The organism is Streptococcus pseudopneumoniae, assembly GCF_001073085.1.
In the GTDB taxonomy this organism is placed as follows: domain Bacteria; phylum Bacillota; class Bacilli; order Lactobacillales; family Streptococcaceae; genus Streptococcus; species Streptococcus pseudopneumoniae_M.
On sequence record NZ_JVFV01000012.1, the window covers coordinates 90,623 to 111,204 of the forward strand.

Sequence of the window (20,582 nt, forward strand, 5' to 3'; positions counted from 1 at the left end):
AAGGGCTTGGATTTGGGGCAGATGCGCTTCAAATTTTGTGTGGGTAAAAATGAAATCAAGAAAAAGCAAAAAGAATAAAAAAATAACTCTTGCTTTAGCGGCAGGAGTTGCATTAACAAGTTTCTCAACGTTATCTGTAAAAGCAGATGAACAAGTTGATGTGAAATCGACAGACAATACAGTAGCTGAAGAAAAACACGTACAAACTTCTCCTACAACAGCCATCACTCAAGTTGAGGGTGTTGAGGTTTCAAATGGAACTGCTCTTGTGACCAAAACACCAACTGAAGAAGTTGTTGGACAAGCAAAAGGAATTAAAGACCAAACCGACCAAGCTGTTGAAGCTCAAACGCCTGTTGTTGAAGATGCTAAGAAGCATGAAACTACAACTGGTGAGACAGAGGCTATTGCTAAACAAGCGCTTGAACAAGCTGAACAAAAGAAAGCTTCCGCAACTCCTGAATCAATCGAAGAAACAAAAAAAGCGATTGATGCTTCTAAGAAAGAAGTGACTACGCAAACAGAAAAGATTGATTCTTTGAAAGAACAACAAAAACAAGTGCAAGAGAAAAAAGAAGCACAAGAAACTGTTGTTAAAGATGCTACGGATGCGACAAACAAGCAAGCTGAGAAAGTTGCTGGGGCTAAGAAGAAAGTTCAGAACGCTCAAGATGTTCTAAATGGAACTGGGGCTGAACAAGTTATCAAAGAAGAAAAAGATGCGAAGAAAGACCTAGAAGCTAAAAAAGTTATTGTAAAAGATGCCAAACAAGCTCTTGAAAAAGCACAAGCTACGGATGCAACAAAAACTCGTAAATTAAACGATGCAAAAGAGCTTGAAGTAGGGCAAAAAAATACTTTTGACCAAGCGACTGATGCTCTTTCAAAAGCAACACAAGCGCACAAGGAAGCTAGATCTCAACGTGATGTTGCGAAACAAAACAAAGACAATGCCCAAGCTGTTTTGGATGGAACTGGAACAACAGCTATCCTAGATGAGCGTAAACATGCACAAAACAACTTAACTACTAAAAAATCAGAATTTGAAGATGCTTCTAAAAAGCTGGATGATGCCAAAGGTACAGATGCTAAAAAAGCAGGGGATATTGCTGAGTTGGAAGGCGAAAAAGCAGATGCTGAAAAGCAAAGTGCTTCTACTGCAAAAACACTTCAAGATGCAACTGAAAAAGCAAATGAAACTTCTTCAGCCCTAGCTGTTGCTAAACAAAACAAGGATAACGCTCAAGCCGTTCTTAATGGAACTAGCACAACAGCTATCTTTAATGAACGTGACAGTGCGAAAACTGATTTAGCTACGAAAGAAGCAACTCTTAAAAATGCGACTGAAGCATTGAAAAATGCCAAAGGTGCAGATGCTAAAAAAGCAGAAAAAGTTTCTCAAGCCACAACTAGTCTGAAAGAAGCAACTGCAACACTGAAACAAGCAGAAGGTGAATTGCTTGATGCTCAAAATGCTGCAAATCAAGCTTCTGACGAGTTGAAGAATAAGAAAAAAGCTGAAAAGAAAGCTCAAGAAACTTTGGATGCTTCTAAAGGGAAAGTAGCTGGTGTTACAAATGAACGTAACGATGCCAAGTCTGATTTAAAAACTAAAGAAGTAACTCTTGAAGATGCGACGACAGAGTTGGATGACGCTAAAAAAGCTGATGCTAAAAAAGCAGAACAACTTGATTTGTTGGATGAAGCAAAAACCCAAGCTGAAGATGAAGAGTCTAAGACTGCAACTGCTTTGACCAAAGCCCAAGGTGGTGCAGACCTTGCTTCAACCAAACTTCAAAAAGCTACTCAAGAAGAAAAAGATGCAAAAGACAGTCTTGATTTATCTGAAAACCGTTTGCAAGGAGTTACAGAAGAACGTGACAATGCCAAAGCTGACTTGGCTACTAAGCAATCTGAAAAAGATGATGCCGAACGTAAACTGGATGAAGCTAAAAATACAGATGCTCAAAAACGCTCTGACATCCAGGAGCTACGAACTCTAAAAGGTCAACAAGAAGATACTAAGCGTGCAACTGCTCAAGAGTTGCTTGACGCAACAACTGCCGCTGAAAACGCTGAAAATGCGAAGAATGAAGCAGATAAAGCTGTTGATACTCTTGAAAAACAAATCGCTGCCATTAAGAACCTGACTATTCCTCAATTGCCACAAAATGTCATTGCAGCTTACAAGACTTACTTGAATGATGCTAGTGAAGCAAATAAACACGCTTTGAACAATGCTATTCAGGCTTGGTATAAAGGTGGTAAATATGATTTTGGAAAACCGCAATTTATTTGGAATCCAAAAACTAAGAAAAATGTCTTTACTGGTTGGGACAACAAAAACATTGTTCTTCCAATTGATGACACTCTAGTTGATTTGGATAACATCACTGATGAACAAATCAAAGCTTTGAGTCACTACTATGTACTTATGGCAAACAACCTCCAAGACCAAATCTGGGGAACACATAACTTTATCGTTACCAAAGAGTCTGTTCAAGGAATTAAAAACATTGCCAAGAATTACGCTAATGAAAATAAGCCTTACAATAGTGGGCACAGCCACACCGCTTTAAATAACCACGGAGTAGAAGCTGTTAAGTATAATGGCGAAGTATTGAATACTACCGCACTTCTTAGCCTTTCGGATACACTTGGAGGGAGAGATGTTAAAGGTACACGAAAGGCTACCATGTCTCAACTTTATCGTGAAGTTTATGATGCTGTTATTGCCTTTATGACCAATGACATCCATGCTAATTTTGGACACATGAAGGGAATGGTAGGGCGTGTTAAACCAACTTATCCAAGTGCAGTTGGTGGGAATGTTAGTTATACAAAAAATAGTGTTGGACGAATTCATTTTGTTCAATTCGCAGGCAAAAATGCTCATACAGAAACAACCCTTAATCCTGCAACTGGGGATCGTACTTCTGTTTACATTGACGATTACTACGATAAAGGTATCGCAAAACCACTCCCAACTCCATTTGATACTAGCAAGATGGAAAAAGACTTGGCACAAGCTAAGGAAACGCAGGTTTCTGCCCTTGCCACTCACAACAACGCTCAACGTCGTTTAAGTGCTGCTAAACGTGCAGATGACACTGCAAAATCAAATCTTGCAACGACAACTAAAAGCTTAAACGATTTGCTTAACACGCAAGACTTGACACCTGATGCAGAACGTGTTCTTAATGCTGCTAAGTCAGAATTAAGTAAAACACAATTGCGCAATACAAACGCAAGCACTGCTTATGCAGATCTTATTCAAGAGATTAAGGATAAGCGTGCTACTCACCAAGAAACAGAAAAAGCCTTGTCTAAAGCAACTGTCGCAAATAAAGTTGCACAAGAAACTCTTGAAAAAGCAACTACCGAACACGATAATGCTCTTGATAAACTAAACAGTATTAAAGATGCTATCAAACGTACAACAGCGATTAAGGATTTAACTCCTGATGCTCAAGCTAAGTTCGATACTGCACAAGCAGAACATCAAACCGCTAAAACACGACTTGAAAATGCTGAGAAAGCTTTGTCTGACCTTAATAACGAGATCGCTACAAACACTGACAATCTCAACACAGCTAAGTCAGAATTGCGCCAAGCGGAACAAACTGACAAGGATGCACAAGCTACTCTCAAAGAAGCAACTTCTGTTAAGAACACTGCTTCTGAAGCACTTGATGCCGCAAAAGATGCTCTTTATAAAGCAAATGCTATTAAAGAGTTGACTCCTGAAGCTCAAGCTACATTTGACCAAGCAGAACTAGCTTACAATACAGCTAAAACTCGTTTGGAAAATGCAGAAACAGCCGTTACTAACCTAAACGCTGACCTTGCAGTGAAACGTCAAGCCTTGGCAAATGCCATTCAAGCACTTAGAGATGCTGAAAAAGCTAACACGACTGCTCAAGCTAAAAAAGCTGATGCAGAAACAGCACATACTGAAGCAACAAGTACGCTTTCAAACATCCAAAATACTCTTGCTTCACTCCTTGCCATTAAGGACTTGACTCCTGATGCAGAAGCTAAATTTGACCATGCAACAGTAGAATACAAGGCTGCTCAAACGCGTTTTGAAAATGCGGAAACAGCCGTCAACAACTTAAATGCAAGCCTGCAAGAAAAACGCCAAGCCTTGGCAGATGCCGTTCAAGCACTTAAAGATGCTGAAGGTCTTGTTAAAACAACACAAGCTGAACTGGAAGTGACACAAGCTACTTATCAAAAAGCTGATGATGAGCTTACAGCTACTCGCAAAGTGATTGCAGAATTGGAATCAACCAAGGACTTAACTCCTGATGCCCAAGATGCTTATGACCAAGCTCTTAAAGTTGAAGCTCTTGCAGAAAAACGCTTGTCAGATGCTAAATTGGCAGTTGAAAATCTAACTGCTGATGTCAAGACTAAACAAGAAGTTTTGGACAATGCACAAGCTGAACTTGCGCAAGAAGAAAAAGCTCTTGAAACACTCAAAGCAAAACAAGCCCAAGAGGAAGAAGTTCTAGCAACTATCCAAGCTCAATTAGACGACTTGAAAGCTCAAGAAAAAGCTGTTCGTGCAGAAATTGCTAAAATCGAAGACAGCATCAAAGAGATGGAGGGTCTTCTTGATAGCCTCATCCACGCTTCTGAAAACTACGAAGTCGCAAAAGAAGAGTACGAAAAAACTCTTGAGGCTCACCGCCTAGCTCTTCAAACTCTTGAAGCAGAACAAGCGAAACTAAATGCTCTTCTCCAAAACCAATTGGATGCCAAAGCGCAGTATGAGGCTGTTCTACTTGCTTATCAGAGGGCATATAATAAACCTCAAGAATCATTGAACCATAGACATGATTCTAAGGTAGAGAAACTAGAGCATAAAGTAGAAAATATAGAGTATAAACTGGTAACAGATAAATTTAGAACTGCTTTAAGTAATCCAGCTTATATCTATGTTGGAAACAAACCTAAATATGGTGTCAATACGACTTTACCAAATACAGGTTCAAGTGAAAATATGTTGATGGTAGTTCTAGGAACTATACTTAGTGGAATTGGTCTAGCATTACCACTTAGAAGACGTGATTAACTAGAATCTACGAAGTTAGAGTTTTGTTAACATAATTTGTTATTTATAAGGGCATAACGAATACAACATGAAATTTTTAGTATTTTAATTTCTATAAAAAAGATTTTAAATTTTTATTCAATACATTTTAGTATTTTAGGAGGAAAAATAATGAAAAAAATTATTGCGATAGTAGCTTCTGTACTTGTAGCACTTTTAGTGGCGGGTGGAGCGTTCTTTTACCTAAATCAAAAATCTGATCCAGCAAGACAGTTCGTTGGCTCATGGTATGATAAAGAGCATGATGTTATGATAGTATTTAAAAAAGATAAAAGCCTTGAAGTGACTAATGATAAAGATGAAACTAAAGAAGGAACATGGAAAGTAGCTGGTAAATATATCAAACTGACTATCGATGGTGCATCTAGTGCAAAAGCAGAACTGCCTGAAGAAGATGCTAAAGAAGTGAAAAAACTTGATTTTAAGTTTGATACACTTAAAACATTACAAAGTAAGTTTCGTATAATTGATGGAACATTTGAAAAGCAAAAATAACTAAATAGTCTTAAAAAAAGGTAGCTCAATCATTTGAACTACCTTTTTTATTTTAAGGAGAGATATATCATTATTTTTTAGAAGTGCTGATTAGTTTGCTTGTGCGATTAACTTATATGCATAGGACTTTTGAAACTCTTCTGGTCGATTGTGTCCGAGAGCACGCGATACAATTGAACAAGCCTTTCGATCAAGGACAACACCTTTTAATTCGCCTCGTAGATAAATTTTTTCTTTTTTATCTTTGATATGTTTGGGATCCCGTGCGACAAGAAGATAAAGACGTTTTGCGTATTCTGCACGATATTTATGAGGTTTTAAAGCAGTTGGAACTTGAAATACACGCTTTTTACCAGCTAGTTTAAATTCTTCAACAAACCTTTCTAATTCCTCTTTGTCTCGCGTAATAATCGGAACCCATCGGTCTCGTGCTCCTTTTGATTTATGTTTTTTACCAATAATTTTAAGATAATATTGACCATCCTCACGTTGGTAGAGGGAGTCTCCAGTAATAGCTTTTAATTCATTTTTTCGTAGTCCAGTGGCAGATACGATTGAGAACCAGCGATTATTTGTTTCTTCAGACATCCTGTCGTCATTAGACTTCAAACGATTATTCTTTTTGTCGGCTCGATATCGAATATCCGTTGCAATAAAAGCGGTAGAAGGTACTCCTAAAACTTTGGCTAATGCTGCTTTATAGGTTGACTGGGTTGGAGCAGAAAGCCCTAATTTCTTACAATGTTCTAAGTATTGATTTACTAAGTCAATCCATCCTTCTATATCGTTAGATTTACCAAGAGCTTCTAACTCTTCGGCAGTAGTTATTGAGGCAACAAAGGAAGCGAATCTGCTCCAGGAACCAGCGTAGTTATGAAGAGTTCGGTCTGTATGGATTAAATGAATGTCTTCTCCCGTTTTTTTGGATTCATTTCGCTTGATACCCTTTCCTTTTTTAAAGCGCGTGACTAGATTAGTCAATCCTTTTGATTGGACGAATTGTTTACGGCCTTCGAAAGTAGTTAGAGAATCCATCTGTTGTTTCTTAGCTTTCTCTTTAGCTTTTCGTCGATCAGCACGACTACGTCTCTTCTTTGCCATAGTTCTTTCCTTTCTATAGTAGATAATGTGCTTTTAAAGAAGATCTTAAGAAAAATCTTAAGGTCTCTTTTATTCAAGTTGAAGTAGTGCAGTGACTTAAGCTTATATTCACTGATGTAGTATCTTCCCTTTGCTTAGGGCGCTTCTTAATTGATGGCTAAGAAGATAACCAAGTCATTTTACAACATGACAAGTTGACTCAATTCAAATAAGATGTAGAGTTCCATCTTGCAGATAAAGATCTGTTGTTTTTTCTTGTTAGTCTTTTTCAGGTTTAAATGCTCTGAATTTAGCGACTGAGCTAAGCTAGTTTTTGTATTTGATTTTTAGACTTTTGTTATTTACTTTAGTTTTTATACTTTGATTTTTTACTTTGATATGATCAAAAAATTTTTTTAAACTGCTGTTGACATTACTTTTATTATCTATACATTTATTTTTTATTGGTAAATGAAATACAAAAATTGGTTCCTGTTATTTACTTTCGTTTTTTACTTTTATTCTTTACTTTGTTACGATCAAAAAATTTTTTTTAAACTGCTATTGACATCTTTTTTATTATTTATACATTTATTTTTTTTAGTTAATGAAATACAAAACTGGTTCTTTCCTAACCCAGCTTAAACCTACTGTTTCCACGATAGCTACCTCCTTTCAAACATAAAAAACGTAGCTATATTAGTTACGTCTCTACTCAATCAATTATCTTGATATTATTAGTATGCCATAAATTTTAAAATAAAAAAATTAGGATAAGATTTTTTTACGTTATTCACTTTTACCTAGTACTGTGTGTTTAGCGTGACTTACACATACGTTTCTGTCAACGCTAAACACACAGAAAAATTAGAATTGCAAAATATATGAGGGATGAGAGAAAGAGGAAAAACTACAAAAAATTCAATAAGTGAAACAATATCTTTATCGTTTTTTCTTAATTATTTTTTTTATAAATTGGGATTTGTGGCATACTATAACTGTAAAAACATTTTAGGAGGAAACAACTATGTTTCTAAAATATTATTCACTCATTAACTATATTCTCTATAAAAATCGCAGAGAATTCGAAAACTCATTTGATTGCTACCCCAAAAAGACAGTGTATGAGTTCTATATTAGGGAGTCTACAGGAGGAATGAAAATTAGACAAAAAGAACATAATGCAATTCATGTTAGCCTATTTTCTAATAGTGGAAGTTATATTACACTTTACTTAAGGAATTTTACGCCAGATGATTTGGTGGCTGTGATGAACTCATTAATCAAGCAGAAGAAAGAACTTGGATATGAGCGGTTGATTTGCATGTTATCAGAGCTCAAAAATGATGAACGCTTAAGTTTATTGATGAAGTTATCCAAAATGAAATAAATATACTGGGACCAAGCAAACTGCACCCCAAAAGTTAGACAGAAAAAAACTAACTTTTGGGGTGTAGTTCAGTCCCTCTTCCTTTAAAAATCCGAATCATCATTTTTATTTCAAATAAGGTAGTGATTCGGTTGATTTATATTGCAATGTAGTGAAATTTAGAATTTCAAAAATCGCTTTGAATCAAGGTCTATACCGTCTAGTGACGTGTAGTGAATCCCTATTTTACTTCTATAAATAACAAACAGGGCAGAGCATTGTATCATATAGAAATTTCAATGTTCTTAAGAGGTGGAACTAGTCAGTCCGCTAAGTATAATAAGAAAAGTAGAAAATCCTATAAGGATATTGACGATCTAGTCGATTTTGATAGACCTGTTCACATAGTTCCCCATATGTTCCGACATAGTTTTGTTTCAGTCATGGCTGATAAGATTGTAAGCCTAAACGTTATTCGAGAGTTTGTAGGACATTCAGAAGATAGTAGAGATATAGAAAAAATCTATCTTCATGTCATGCAAAAAGGAAAACATAAAATTGAACAAGCCATGATAGATTTAGCTAAAATATAAAATGAGTAATAGTTGTGGTTATTGATTCAGTTTCATTAAAAAAATGATATGATAGTGATATAAAGTATCAATTAGGTGTAGGTATGATAAATAGACAAGCTAAGAAGTTTTTTGATTATTATTTAAAAATAGTTGCAACAGAAGAATATCAATCTTATTATCAAAGACATGAGCAGGAAGGATTAGAATTTCATAAAAAGTTCATTGAAGAAAAACATCCCGAATGGAGGACACGGACAGACTATTTTGATGAATTCTCAATTGGCGAGTTTATTATTTTAGATACACTTTCAAATGAGGGTGTTAATAAATTAACGAAGCGTTTATATTCGTTGCCAAAGTCGAAATTTAAAGTGAAAAATTATTATAAAAAACCTACTATATTTAAAAAATACGACTATGTCCATTTAGAATATTTAAGGCATGGAGTCGGAATTTTTGCTGAAATTGAGATAATTGGAGATAATTTTTTCAGCAGTATTGAAATAAGTTGGGCGACGGTAAATAATTATTATGCTATTTTTCAATATAGATTTCATTTAAAACAAGTATTGACAGAGTCTAATCTTCAATTATTTATTTCTGATAATATCAAAAACTTGAGTAAAAAAGATTACATTAATTGGTATATTCTGGATGATGAGGACGATAAGCTTAATTATCTATCTATTGATCAGATGACAAATGAACTTCCTTCTTTGATATGTCAACATTACATAACTACGTTTTTATATAGCGAAAATGGGAAAATGAACAAATTAATTAATCTAACAGTTGCTTTTCGAAAAGACAAAGTTGATATAGATAAAATATACTTCGGGGATATTAGTTATAGTCTATATAATAAAAAAGGCAATTACTATATTTCAAATAGTTTTAATGATAGTGATTATGTTCTATACTCAGGAAATAATTTCATTCCTAGATTTAGTATTTTAGGGTCTATATCACAATATGGGAACGAGCTCTATTACTTATTATTTGGAGAGCGAGAGCTTCACATTTTTGAAAGAGATTTTTCGAAATATGTATCAGGAAGAAAGAACATAATGTTTAATAAGAATTTTTTAAACCTTTTGAAAAAGATACAAAGCCTATCGGAGTCAGAAAACAGAATAGATATTTCTAATTTTAAAAAAGACTTTGAAGATTCTTGGACTATATTTGTATCAAATGACGAAGTTCAGCTAGAAAATTTATTTCATAAAAATTTGTCATATTATCGAAATGTAATTAAAGAAAATTATTCCTATTTGAATATGCTTACTGAGATAAATTATACAAAGACAAATACCATAAGTTCTATCGTTGCTACGATAGTCTCCATCATTGCTACCATTATATCTGTTATTGCTCTCCTAAAGTGATATAATCAGTTAAAATTCAGTTGTTTTGCTAAAATTAAAAGAAAAAAGCCTTTGAAATGCTGATTTCATAGGCTTTTAATATATCTAATCACTTCACTTCTGTAAAAAGATTAAATAATTTCTATTTTAGCTGTTAGAAACGTTGGTACATCAATGTTTTTAGAATGCTACAAAATAAAAGGTAGAGTGAATGGTAGAGTAGTAAAAATAGTTGTTATACTAGTTGATTAAAAAAATCTCTGATTTCCTCATCTTTTATAAAATAATATATAATTTTCCCCTCTCTTCTAGTATCCAAGATGTTTTGATTGACTAGTTTACGAAGATGGTGGGAGGCAGATGCCATACTGAGATTTAGTAAACAGGCTATATCGCAGACACAGAGTTCTTCAACAGCAAGGAGATAAAAGATGATATTTATCTGTTTATTATCGGTAAACTTTGATAAAATACGAAGTGATTTTTGGACTTTTTCCTTTTCAAGGTAGTTCGTTGCGGTTGTAACATTTTGTTGATTTATAATATTCACTTGGCATATACTATCTTTTTTCATAATTTTTTCTCCTAGCCGAACACAGTCCTTAGCATGTCAAAGCTGTTGTTTTCAATCAGGATATACATCCCCAACCCTAAATAAACAACGGCAATAAACCATCTGCTATATTTTTCCAAAGTTTCTCCAACAGAAGGGACTTGTGCCAATTTTTGGGCAGAAAAAACCAAGAGATAAATCATGACTAGAAAAGTAAGTAAAGCCACTATCAAATTCGTTAAATTTAAGGTAATAAAATATGGGACAAAAACACCAATATTGTCAGCACCACAACTTGCAAAAGTAATCATAGCGACTAGAAAAATCAGGTTTTTATCATCTTTGCGCAAACCATCTTTTGCAATAGCTTCCCCATCAGAATCTCCTAAAAGCAAAACTTTGAGTCCTAGGAAAATTGGAATCAAACCGAGCAAACCTAAAATCTCTTTACTAGGAATATAATTTAAGACAAATGCAAAAAGTAAACTTAGCAATATTAGACTAACAGAGCCTAGAAATTGTCCTAAATAGATGTTAATGATGTCTTTTCTGCTTTTTCTTTTGGCAAAAAATAACATTAGGATAATAAGTAAGTCTACGGCTGTCCCAGAATACAGGATTATTGAAGTAACAACATTTTGAACCATAAAACACCTCATTCAAATATATTTTTGAATGTATTTTAACATTAAACTTTGTAGATGTCAACTTCAGCTCCATCAAAATATAGATAAGAAGGTAGTGTACCAAACATTAAAAAGCCCTGCCATCGAAATGATAGCAGGGCTTAACTTCAATATCCAGATGATATATTTATCTAAAAAAGGTAGAGAAAAAGGTAGAGTTTGGACTGAAATATAGTGAAATGTATTGAAATTGAAAAAAGAAAAAACGCTTGAAATCAGCGTTTTTCTTATGTATTGATTCGTATTGAATGCTTACTTCACTTCTGTAATTATCAAGTATTACAATCTATATTTCTTTTAATATTTTAGCAAATAATTCTTCTAACTTCCCTAAGTCTCCATAGACAGTTCCGTCCATATAAAGGTTGTAAACTTCATCATCTTGTTCTACTCGTATTTGTGCAGAATACCCTTTTAATAGTGCTAAGGAACGAATAACTTCTCGTTGAGTTCGTCCATTTCCTTCTCGAAAGGGATGGAAATAATTAAGATTATCAAGAATTTTTGCTAAATGTTTAATGATTTCATCTTTTGAGTTGGCAGTTTGATGATAGGAATGAATGAGATGATTTATATAAGTTTCTGCAGCATTAAACGACTGTATCGACATAAAAGGATTACCACTTTTAGAGATATTCACCTTGCGATATTGTCCTGACCAGGCATAAACGTCTTGAAACAAATAGTTATGAATGGCTAAAATATTACTCATGGAATAGACTTCAATGGCTTTCAAGCGCAAGTCTGCAAGTCTTTTAGTAACGAATAAGTGTTCATTTCGGTAGGCTTCTTCAATATTTGTAACATTTTGTTTGTTGATTAAGACTGTGGAATTTGGATAGGTATATTGGTGATTAGGGTCAATATACTTATAGCCTTCGTATTGATTTTTAACCAATATTCAATTCCTTTCGTCTATTGACAACATAAGTTTTTAAATCAATCACATCTTGAACAGTAGGTTCATAATTTTCAATCATTGATGATCCAATAGCATACCAGACGGTATCGAAATCTGAAAAATTATCAAAGGGAATCCCTAAAATTGTTAATTCTTCTTTATTTACATCAAGAGTCATGGCACACCTCCTTATATAACGTTACCTTTATTATACCATAAAATCGGTATTTTTACCTAAAGGGATAGAGACTAAAAAACATATTATGTTTAATGTAGATTTATGATAAAATAGTTTTATTATAAAAAGAAATAACAGAGGTATAGCATGGAGCCATATATTACAGAAGCTTTAGTAAAAGCAGGGATTGAATTGGGAACTCTAACATTTAAGGGAACAACAACACTAGTGAATAGTAAAATTCAATCATTAAAGGAAGAACGTAACGCCGATAAATTACGAAATACTTATGATGAAATTGTAAATGAGTTACTTTCGGAACGAGAACAGGCAATTAGAATTGCTCAGGCATATAAAGAAGAATATGAAAAAGTACATATTGATGATAAAGATATTGAGTATTTGCACAACACTTTAGAACGGGTTATTTCTCTTCTATCTTCATTTACTAATGTTGAAGATGGGAAAGAAGATTCAATGAAACAATTGGTTGCTCTACTTAATAAGGATACTTTAAAGACTATGCAACTATTAGGATTTAATTACAAGGAGGCAATAGGAGAACCTTTGACGGAGGTTTGCTCAAATGCTATAAGAAATACATTAGGAGGTCTATCATCTAAGAAAAACGTACGTAACAAAAAATAATTGAATCAATGGTGTGAACTTTTTGGTAAAATCTAGCTCAATTTGTGTATTTTTAGGGTAAAATTCACACCATTCAAATGAAATTTATTCAAATTAGATGAAATTCTGTTTTCTGTAAATGTGGGAAAACATTGATTTTAAGCGGATGTTGACACTTATTCAAATAAAAGTGTTTCCAACCAGGTCTTAAGAAAGCTCGTAAAGCATCACAATTTAGTAAACGTTAATTCGAAAGAATTACTATACTTACAAAGAGCACCTTTCGGGGTGTTCTTTTTTTGACTTTATACGTTTTCCTAAAATACAGAACATGTTATTTCTTATTTATTATGATTGTACAATGCAAAGAGAAATCATAGTTGTTATAATCAAAAGTGTGATAGTATTAGCAAACCTATTTGGTAGCAATAGGAAGTTATTTTTTTATATTCTGTGTTATGTTTGTAGCTTGTTCACTCAATTTGGAGTTAAAGTCAGATGGTGAAGATTTTGATAGGTTAATGATCCGCATTCTCTAAATCGTATGTAAAAATAAAAGGTAGAACAAAAGTAGAAAATTCTTAATGATTTTTTGAAGAAATTTTTTAAAATAAGCAAGACTGTAAAATAAAACCCAACCAAAATTTATTTTGACTGGGTTTATTTGATATTCTTTACAATTTCATTAAATGAAGATATAATTTTTCCTTGCTTATCTTTGGGTAACTTTGTTAAGTTTTCAAAAAGTACTTCTGGAGAATCTTCTCGATCTGATTCAAATGATTGTAGATTGAAGAACTCCTCGACCGTTAGATTTAGGGCTTTGATTACGGATTCAAGAGTTTTTATCTTAAAATCATACTTCATGTTTTCTATATTTTGAATCGCTTTAACACCTAGCCCAGCAATTTCAGATAATTTTTCTTGACTTAATCCCTGTGCTTTTCTACACTCACGTATGCGAAATGCGATATGCTTTTGTAATTTATTATATTCCATACTATATACCATTTTACTATCTGTTTTCTCTAAAAATAAGTATAATAAACTATCCAAAAACAAGAAAAGTATGGTAAAATAGTACTATAGTCTAATAAAATGCATAGGGCATTGTACAAAAGGAGTTTATAAATGTCAAAAACTACGGAAAATAGGCATAGTGCTGCTAAAAAATTGTATACGGGTGCGGTTATTTCTGCCATTGCAGCAACTGGTTTTGTCGGAACAATCGGAACTACTCACGCAGATACAGTAGAGCTTCCATTACCTACAACTGCTAAAAACGAACCAGCTTTGGTAGAGAAAGGAGCACCAAAAAACGAAGAGAAAGTTCCTACTAAGGAAGTCACAAAAGGTCAAGTTGACGAAGCCAAGGACAAACTTGACAAATCTACCCAAGCAGCAGCAGACGCACAAGCCAAAAAAGACCAAGCGCAGACTGAAAAAGACAAGGCACAAACCGAAAAGGATAATGCTCAGTCTGAAGTAGATAAGGCGCAAGCAGTTAAGGATAAAGCAACACCAGAAAACATTGAAAAGCAAAAGCAAGAAGTTGCCAATGCTGAAACTGGTAAGACTAATGCTGAAAAGCAAGAAGAAAATGCTAAAAATGACCTTGAAAAAGCTAATCAAGTAGCTAAAGACCAAGAAAAAGTGGTTAAGAAGTCTGAGGATAAGGTAGCAAGTGCTGAAAAAGAAGTCAAAGACGCACAGACTAATGTAGATAGCGCACAAGCTATCCTTGACGGTACAGGCCAAGCGAAAGTTGTCGAAGAAAAGGAAAACGCTGAGACTTTCCAAAAGCAAGCACAGGAACAGTTGACGAGTGCAGAGAAGGCCTTGGAACTAGCTAAGTCAGACGACAAGAATCTTGCAGATGCAATTTCAAGCGTCCAAAACGAGTTGACAGAAGCTAGTAAGGTAGTAGCAAGCACAGAGTCTACATTGACTGATGCTACTAGCAAAGCTGACCAGACACAAACTGCTCTTGACCAAGCACAGGACACATTTACTAGGGCTGAAAGTAGTTATAAATCAATTAACACTTTCCAAGTTACTGATGAATATGTTAACGCTTTGAAATCCTATGTAAATAATCCTTATAACATTTTGGATGACCGTGCTAAGTGGAGAGAACATAGAGAAAAAGTAGAGTCTATCTTAAAGTCGGTTAACCAAGAAAATTTGAATTTGAATAAATTCAAAGGAAATGCAAATGATAAAGCTATCAGTGTTGATGCTAATAACTTGACAACCGAACAAATGACAGAACTTTCTCTATTTGCAAGTGATCTACTTAACCAAATCCGTGAGCGTTTTGGAACACCTAAAACTGTTGTAACAAAAGGCATGGTTCAAGTTGCTGACGAAGTGACTGACGGTTACGTAGCTGATGATTGGGAATTCGGAAAAGGTCACGATAACAAAGCAATAAATAACGTAGCTCGTAAGTATGGATTGCCTACTTATGAGGATGATACTCAAAATTACCTTGAAAATCTCAACAGTGTCAATAGTGGTGATGAAATTCATACCATGTATGATGCTAAAAAATGGGTTTATGAAAGTATTTCTGACTTGCTATTTAATGGTTGGGAGTGGATGCACGCTCAAAACATAACAGGTGTATCTTCTGTTCGAGGTGCTACTAAAGAATATTTTGCTTTAGATATTTCTAAGCGTCTAGGACGTACAAGCGCACACTTCATATCAGTTTTTGATAATCAAGTTACTGGAAACAAGTTGGATAAGACTGAAGTACCTAACAATAATACAGCAGAAAGCATTGTAAAAGCCTATAACAATGCAAAAGCTACCCTATTAAATGCTCAGACTGTAAACTATCAGGCACAACGTGAAAAAACAAGTGCTTCGCTTGCGAATATCAAGGCTAAAGGGGAGCAGGAAACAATTCAAAAACGATTGGATGCTCTTAAAGCTACACCACTTAAAACACCGACTGCTGAACGTAATCTTGTAAATGCAAAAGACACGCTCGCTAGTGCGAATGAGCGCTTGAAAAATGCTAAAAAAGCACTAGAAGCCTTGACTGCTGACGTTAAAATCAAGCAACAAAACCTTGACAAAGCGAAACAAGAACTTGCCAATAAAGAGGCTACCCTTACTAACGCTAAAAACAACCTAGCAAATGAAAAAGCTAAGTTGGAAGAGTTGAAATCTCTAATCAAGATCGCTGAAAAAAATCTCGCGCTATCTAAAGAGAAAGTAGCACAAGCAACTAAAACTCTTGAACAAGCCAAGGCTGACCTTGAAAACTTGCTCAATGCAGAGCCTAACTTAGTTAAAGCTAAGAAAGTTCTTGCTCAAAAAGAAGCTACTCTTAAAGAGAAAGCGATTGCTTTGAAAGAAGCACAAGCTGTCCTTGATAAGTTGTTGCAAGAGCAAAAAATCGACCAAGAAGCCTATGACAAACTCTTTGCGTTATATAGTGAACAAGTAGAAGCTAAACGTTTAGCTGACCTTACCGAAGCAAAACGTAAAGAGCTTGAAAAAGCAGGTTACAAACCAGTACTAGTTGTAGATGGTAAAGGGAATGTGGTTGATTACAAAGCAGAGAAAGTAACGGTAGGAACTAAAGACGACAAAACTTATCAAGCGCCTGCACAAGCTACCAATGCTAAGAAACAACTTCCAAATACTGGAACGAAAGAATCAAGTCTCCTAGCGGTGATTGGGGCAAGTCTTGGACTACTCGCTTTAGTAGGAAAACGAAAATATAATAGATAAAAAGAAAGAGAGCGTTGGCTCTCTTTTCTAGTAAAATAAAACAAGTTAACATATCTGTAAAAATTTTATATAAGGGAAACTTTTAATATTCTGGTTCGATTTTTGCTTATTTTTTATGAAAGTTTCCCTTATTTCAATGAAACTGATTGAAATTAGTTGAAATTTCATTTTTTGAAAACTTATGAAAATGTTGATTTTAAAGCACTTTGAAATAAGTGATGCCCCAACCAAATCTTAAGAAAGCTCGTAAAGCTAGCCAGTTCTCTAAACGTTAAGAACCAGCTACAATACAGCATTTACAACACTTCATGGTTCACACCATGGGGTGTTTTTTTGATGAATTTTAGCAAACCATACAACTTTACTCGAAAGAATGCTATAATAGCTTAGAATAACTGATTTTCTGTTGAAATATATTTATGGGGGATTACGATGCTACTTGTCTTAAAGGTTGGTTTGTTCTATTAGACAATTGGATTTTGAATTCCTTTTTTCAACTGTCTTTATACACCTTGAAAATTCAAATTGGGGTAGTTGTTATCCAATCCTTATGAACGAGTTGTATCAGGGGAGAGTTTCAGTATATTATTTAAAGAATTGTCTACTCTAACTACAGAGTATTAGCATAGAGTTTAGCACATTATCGTCTTATAATAATATTTTGGGCTTTGAACATGCAAGTTCTATGGAAAAAGTGTTGAGATCTCTACTTGGTAGGTTTCCTTGATTGCTTCATCATGCGAGGAAGATTTATTTAAAATGACTATTGAAGTTTGAGAATTTGGATGTTTATATCTATGGTGCTTTTAAAGTGACAAAAATTTTAAGACTTATAAGTATTTTTGAAGATAGGATTCAGATCAAACTGAAATCAATCAGAATGCAAACGGTCAAAGACTAGAGTACGACTTTGATAGGGCAAAAAACTGCTGCAGTATAATCGGCATGATAGTTGTTACTGTAATAAGCGAAGGAAATAGACATGAGAGAATTTGAAATAAGGGAGAAGCAGGATAAGATAAATCAGACTGACTATTGGGATTGTCGGATTCTAGATTTACAAATATTATATTTTGGCGATGAAGTCCATATATACATAGAAAGTTATAACGAGAATAAAGTAGATTTAGAGGAATGTTGGAAAGTCAGTTTCCTTGCTTGTGCATCACTGAATTATGAGACAGATGCACAAAATCGCAAAAAATTTAAAGTAAAAGATTTTACACAAAATCACTTGTATACCTGTCAAGAGATATCTCTTGAATATTACGATGGCAGTTTTTTTCAAACCAGGATAGTTTTAGAAGGATTAGTCAAGTTCAATATCATTTCTAGGGATGTTACTGTGGAAAGAATCAAACTATCAGAACATGATTTTTTCTGGAAGAGCACTTTTTAAATTTTTAATATAGGAAACATTAAGTACGTGTGTAAACATACTAAAAATAAGGCATAAGAAGGCTCCTAAGGATGATGTGGTGACGACGAAGCTTACGGGTGGACGTATACCAATGACAGTAGAGAATCTCCAAATGTTTGCGGAGAAGCCTAAGGCTTATTCTAATAGTCGTCCAAATTATGCAAAAAGACAGATAGAGGAAGTGTTTGAGAATGCCAAGAAAAAAATGGAAGTAAAGTGATTGATCCAACAGGTAAAGAAATTACTTGGGATAAAACAAGAAAAAGAGCTGGCCAATGGGATATGGGACATATTCCAGGTGAAAAATATTCTGAGAAACATCGACAATATATGAGTGGAGAAATTAGTAAATCTGAGTTTTTAGAATGGTATAGATTTCCATTTAATTATAGGCCAGAATTACCTAGTACAAATATAGGTCATAAATATGAGTAAAATAGGAATGGGATTAGGTGCTTCAATAGTGTCTAATAATATTTTAAAAAATAAGGCGAATATAAAATGGATATTCCGAGAGGATTCCGTTGATGAACTAGATAATGGATGGCGTTTTTTTCCAAAATAGATACTGAAAAGTATCTATCACATTCAGAAAATATGTCAGTATGTGACTGGAGTACAATTGTTGAAATAGAACCTGCAGTATTACCAATTTTTAACATGCCTATTGGAACAGAACTCATACTTATTTACGAAGGTGAGAAGAAGTATTTCTTAGATTCAAATACTGGCGAAAAAATTTTTTAATATAATTGGTATAGATTTAAGGATATTGAAAAATTAATATAAATTTCTTATTGAAAATCTAGTTTATTAAAACACTTTCTAATAATTAAAATCTTACTTAAGAATGTGATAAATTTTAAATAACCTATCCAGCTGTAATAGAACCATAGATAAAACTCTCGAGGATGGATTTCTTCGAGAGTTTTATGTTCACACTCTGAAAAGCAAGATGGGCAAGTGCTCTATACCTATGATGCGGACGGCCGTCGGGTGTCTATGAGTGATCTGACAGGAACTAGTCAGTACGCGACCAACGAAGAAGGCGAGATCACGGGCGTTCGTCAGGGAGATGGTAGCCTGATCCAGTACGAGTATGATGCTTATGGCAATATCTCGAAGATGATTTACCCAGATGGTAGCACAGTTTCTTATACTTACGATGAACTGGATCGTCTCACTTCCGTGACAGATGTCAAAGGACAAAAGACCAGCTATAGCTACAACACCGCAGGGGATCTGACGGAAGTTAATCGAGGAGATGGGACCAAGAGCTTCTTGACCTATGACAAGGCTCACCGTCTCACCGAACTCCGTCACATGGACAAGCAAGACAAGCTCATCTCCAGCTACGGCTATGAGTATGATGATGGTGGCTATATCGCTAAGGAAACCATCAAGCAAGATGGTGAAACCCTAGTCCATACCTACACCTACGATACTTTGGGTCAAGTGGAAAACATGATCGTATCGGATGCATCTGGTAAGGAACTTTCCAAGCTCTCCTACACCTATGACCTAGCCGGCAATAAGCTGACTAGCACCGAGACAGTTGATGGTAAGGAGAGCCAGACACGCTTTACCTATGATGACCATAACCACTTGACCAAACTAGAAGGTCCAGATGGCACCATCACCTATACCTACGACAAGAATGGCAATCGCATCGCTTCTGAGAAGAATTCAGAGAAGCTAGACTACATCTACGACACAGAGAACCGCCTGCTTGCGATCAAGGACAAGAAGGGCCTTCTCATGGCTGCGCTTTACGATGGGGATGATAACCGTGTCTTCACTGCTAGTCGCAAGGAAGGCAAGAACACTTATCAACTCTTCCAACGCAAACCTAAGGAAGATCAATCTGGTGATCAGGTATCGCATGCAGGTAGAGGCAAGTCAGGTCGTAAGTCACCATATACAGCCCCAAGTGGGGAAGAAAACTCTCTCTTCTGGTATGGCTTTAGTCAGAATGTCCTCCAAGCCCTATCCACGCTACCGCAAACGATAGGAAGCATCTGGCATAGCATCTTTGACGATGTGTCGAGAGCCTATCACCAGAAAGTGGCTAAGGATCGAGCGACCAAGGAAGGAATCGTGGTCAACCCACCAGAACTCGGTAACTTACCGGGACAGGGAGAAGTAACCTATGCCAGTCAGGTCCAGGATGTTCTGATCCCTTATACCACACGAGAGGATACCTACAACTACTACGAGGAACGCAACTATGTCAACGATATCAATCGTGAACATACAGAAGTCCTTGAAACCTATGATCATGATGGCAAGGCTCGTGAGACCTATGGCTATGGTCAGGGTCGAGCTAGCTACCTCAACAACCAAACAGGTGACAGCTACAACTACTTGACTAACCAGTCAGGCTCTGTGACAGGCTTGACCAAGGATGGACAAGCCGTCGCATCAAGCAGCTATAACCTCTATGGCGCAAGAAAGACAAGCACCGACAC

General features: G+C 35.2%; 18 protein-coding genes and 2 pseudogenes. 14 read left to right on the top strand and 6 right to left on the bottom strand.

The window, feature by feature from the left end; translation table 11 throughout:
- Positions 1–49: 49 nt before the first annotated feature.
- Positions 50–5,080 carry an SEC10/PgrA surface exclusion domain-containing protein gene (locus ADH90_RS02240; protein ID WP_049529771.1) on the top strand — a complete coding sequence of 1,677 codons (5,031 nt, stop codon included), beginning with the start codon at positions 50–52 and terminating at the stop codon, positions 5,078–5,080.
- A 150-nt stretch (positions 5,081–5,230) separates the two neighbouring features.
- Positions 5,231–5,614 (top strand): hypothetical protein, encoded by a 384-nt coding sequence (locus ADH90_RS02245; RefSeq protein ID WP_049529772.1) that lies wholly within the window; start codon positions 5,231–5,233, stop codon positions 5,612–5,614.
- A gap of 90 nt (positions 5,615–5,704) precedes the next feature.
- Here the strand turns inward: ADH90_RS02245 and ADH90_RS02250 are convergent, their stop codons facing one another.
- Positions 5,705–6,715 (bottom strand): site-specific integrase, encoded by a 1,011-nt coding sequence (locus ADH90_RS02250; RefSeq protein WP_080982606.1) that lies wholly within the window; start codon positions 6,713–6,715, stop codon positions 5,705–5,707.
- 1,135 nt (positions 6,716–7,850) lie between these two features.
- Here ADH90_RS02250 and ADH90_RS11525 point away from each other — a divergent pair.
- The 3 genes from ADH90_RS11525 (at position 7,851) to ADH90_RS02265 (ending at position 10,023) form a co-directional block, all read left to right on the top strand.
- Positions 7,851–8,084 carry a hypothetical protein gene (locus tag ADH90_RS11525; protein WP_231069238.1) on the top strand — a complete coding sequence of 78 codons (234 nt, stop codon included), beginning with the start codon at positions 7,851–7,853 and terminating at the stop codon, positions 8,082–8,084.
- A 278-nt stretch (positions 8,085–8,362) separates the two neighbouring features.
- The gene (locus ADH90_RS02260; protein ID WP_000479747.1) at positions 8,363–8,656 is read left to right on the top strand and encodes a tyrosine-type recombinase/integrase; all 294 of its coding nucleotides are present in this window, start codon (positions 8,363–8,365) and stop codon (positions 8,654–8,656) included.
- A gap of 83 nt (positions 8,657–8,739) precedes the next feature.
- Complete coding sequence (locus tag ADH90_RS02265) at positions 8,740–10,023, top strand: hypothetical protein (RefSeq protein ID WP_049529773.1); 1,284 nt, start codon at positions 8,740–8,742, stop codon at positions 10,021–10,023.
- A gap of 214 nt (positions 10,024–10,237) precedes the next feature.
- Here the strand turns inward: ADH90_RS02265 and cadX are convergent, their stop codons facing one another.
- Together cadX and ADH90_RS02275 are read right to left on the bottom strand one after the other, a co-directional pair.
- Positions 10,238–10,576: a Cd(II)/Zn(II)-sensing metalloregulatory transcriptional regulator CadX gene (gene cadX, locus ADH90_RS02270; protein WP_049529774.1), complete on the bottom strand. Its 339-nt coding sequence runs from the start codon at positions 10,574–10,576 to the stop codon at positions 10,238–10,240.
- A gap of 11 nt (positions 10,577–10,587) precedes the next feature.
- Complete coding sequence (locus tag ADH90_RS02275) at positions 10,588–11,202, bottom strand: CadD family cadmium resistance transporter (protein WP_049529775.1); 615 nt, start codon at positions 11,200–11,202, stop codon at positions 10,588–10,590.
- A 28-nt stretch (positions 11,203–11,230) separates the two neighbouring features.
- Here ADH90_RS02275 and ADH90_RS11530 point away from each other — a divergent pair, with 28 nt between their 5' ends.
- Positions 11,231–11,416 carry a FanG protein gene (locus ADH90_RS11530; protein WP_080566886.1) on the top strand — a complete coding sequence of 62 codons (186 nt, stop codon included), beginning with the start codon at positions 11,231–11,233 and terminating at the stop codon, positions 11,414–11,416.
- A 111-nt stretch (positions 11,417–11,527) separates the two neighbouring features.
- Here the strand turns inward: ADH90_RS11530 and ADH90_RS02280 are convergent, their stop codons facing one another.
- Together ADH90_RS02280 and ADH90_RS02285 are read right to left on the bottom strand one after the other, a co-directional pair.
- On the bottom strand, positions 11,528–12,139 hold the full coding sequence (locus ADH90_RS02280) for a Fic/DOC family protein (RefSeq protein ID WP_049529776.1): 612 nt from the start codon (positions 12,137–12,139) through the stop codon (positions 11,528–11,530).
- Positions 12,132–12,320 (bottom strand): hypothetical protein, encoded by a 189-nt coding sequence (locus ADH90_RS02285; protein ID WP_000171300.1) that lies wholly within the window; start codon positions 12,318–12,320, stop codon positions 12,132–12,134. Before ADH90_RS02285 ends, ADH90_RS02280 begins: the two co-directional genes overlap by 8 nt.
- A 147-nt stretch (positions 12,321–12,467) precedes the next feature.
- Here ADH90_RS02285 and ADH90_RS02290 point away from each other — a divergent pair, with 147 nt between their 5' ends.
- Positions 12,468–12,968: a hypothetical protein gene (locus ADH90_RS02290; RefSeq protein WP_049529777.1), complete on the top strand. Its 501-nt coding sequence runs from the start codon at positions 12,468–12,470 to the stop codon at positions 12,966–12,968.
- Positions 12,969–13,607: 639 nt separating this feature from the next.
- Here the strand turns inward: ADH90_RS02290 and ADH90_RS02295 are convergent.
- Positions 13,608–13,946, bottom strand: coding sequence for a helix-turn-helix domain-containing protein (locus ADH90_RS02295; protein ID WP_049529783.1), 339 nt, complete (start codon positions 13,944–13,946; stop codon positions 13,608–13,610).
- 132 nt (positions 13,947–14,078) lie between these two features.
- On the opposite strand from ADH90_RS02295, the gene ADH90_RS02300 reads away from it, so the two are divergent.
- The 7 genes and pseudogenes from ADH90_RS02300 to ADH90_RS02320 all read left to right on the top strand — a co-directional run.
- On the top strand, positions 14,079–16,694 hold the full coding sequence (locus ADH90_RS02300) for an SEC10/PgrA surface exclusion domain-containing protein (protein WP_049529778.1): 2,616 nt from the start codon (positions 14,079–14,081) through the stop codon (positions 16,692–16,694).
- 472 nt (positions 16,695–17,166) lie between these two features.
- On the top strand, positions 17,167–17,304 hold the full coding sequence (locus tag ADH90_RS11780; RefSeq protein WP_204373578.1) for an Imm70 family immunity protein: 138 nt from the start codon (positions 17,167–17,169) through the stop codon (positions 17,302–17,304).
- 372 nt (positions 17,305–17,676) lie between these two features.
- Complete coding sequence (locus ADH90_RS02305; protein WP_049529779.1) at positions 17,677–18,093, top strand: hypothetical protein; 417 nt, start codon at positions 17,677–17,679, stop codon at positions 18,091–18,093.
- A 79-nt stretch (positions 18,094–18,172) separates the two neighbouring features.
- Positions 18,173–18,334, top strand: coding sequence for a hypothetical protein (locus tag ADH90_RS11465; protein ID WP_204373579.1), 162 nt, complete (start codon positions 18,173–18,175; stop codon positions 18,332–18,334).
- Positions 18,331–18,549 carry an HNH/ENDO VII family nuclease gene (locus ADH90_RS11470; protein WP_049529780.1) on the top strand — a complete coding sequence of 73 codons (219 nt, stop codon included), beginning with the start codon at positions 18,331–18,333 and terminating at the stop codon, positions 18,547–18,549. Before ADH90_RS11465 ends, ADH90_RS11470 begins: the two co-directional genes overlap by 4 nt.
- A 7-nt stretch (positions 18,550–18,556) precedes the next feature.
- A pseudogene (locus ADH90_RS02315) lies at positions 18,557–18,861 on the top strand (immunity protein Imm33 domain-containing protein).
- A gap of 216 nt (positions 18,862–19,077) precedes the next feature.
- Positions 19,078–20,582, top strand: a pseudogene (locus ADH90_RS02320) (hypothetical protein); the annotation flags it as partial.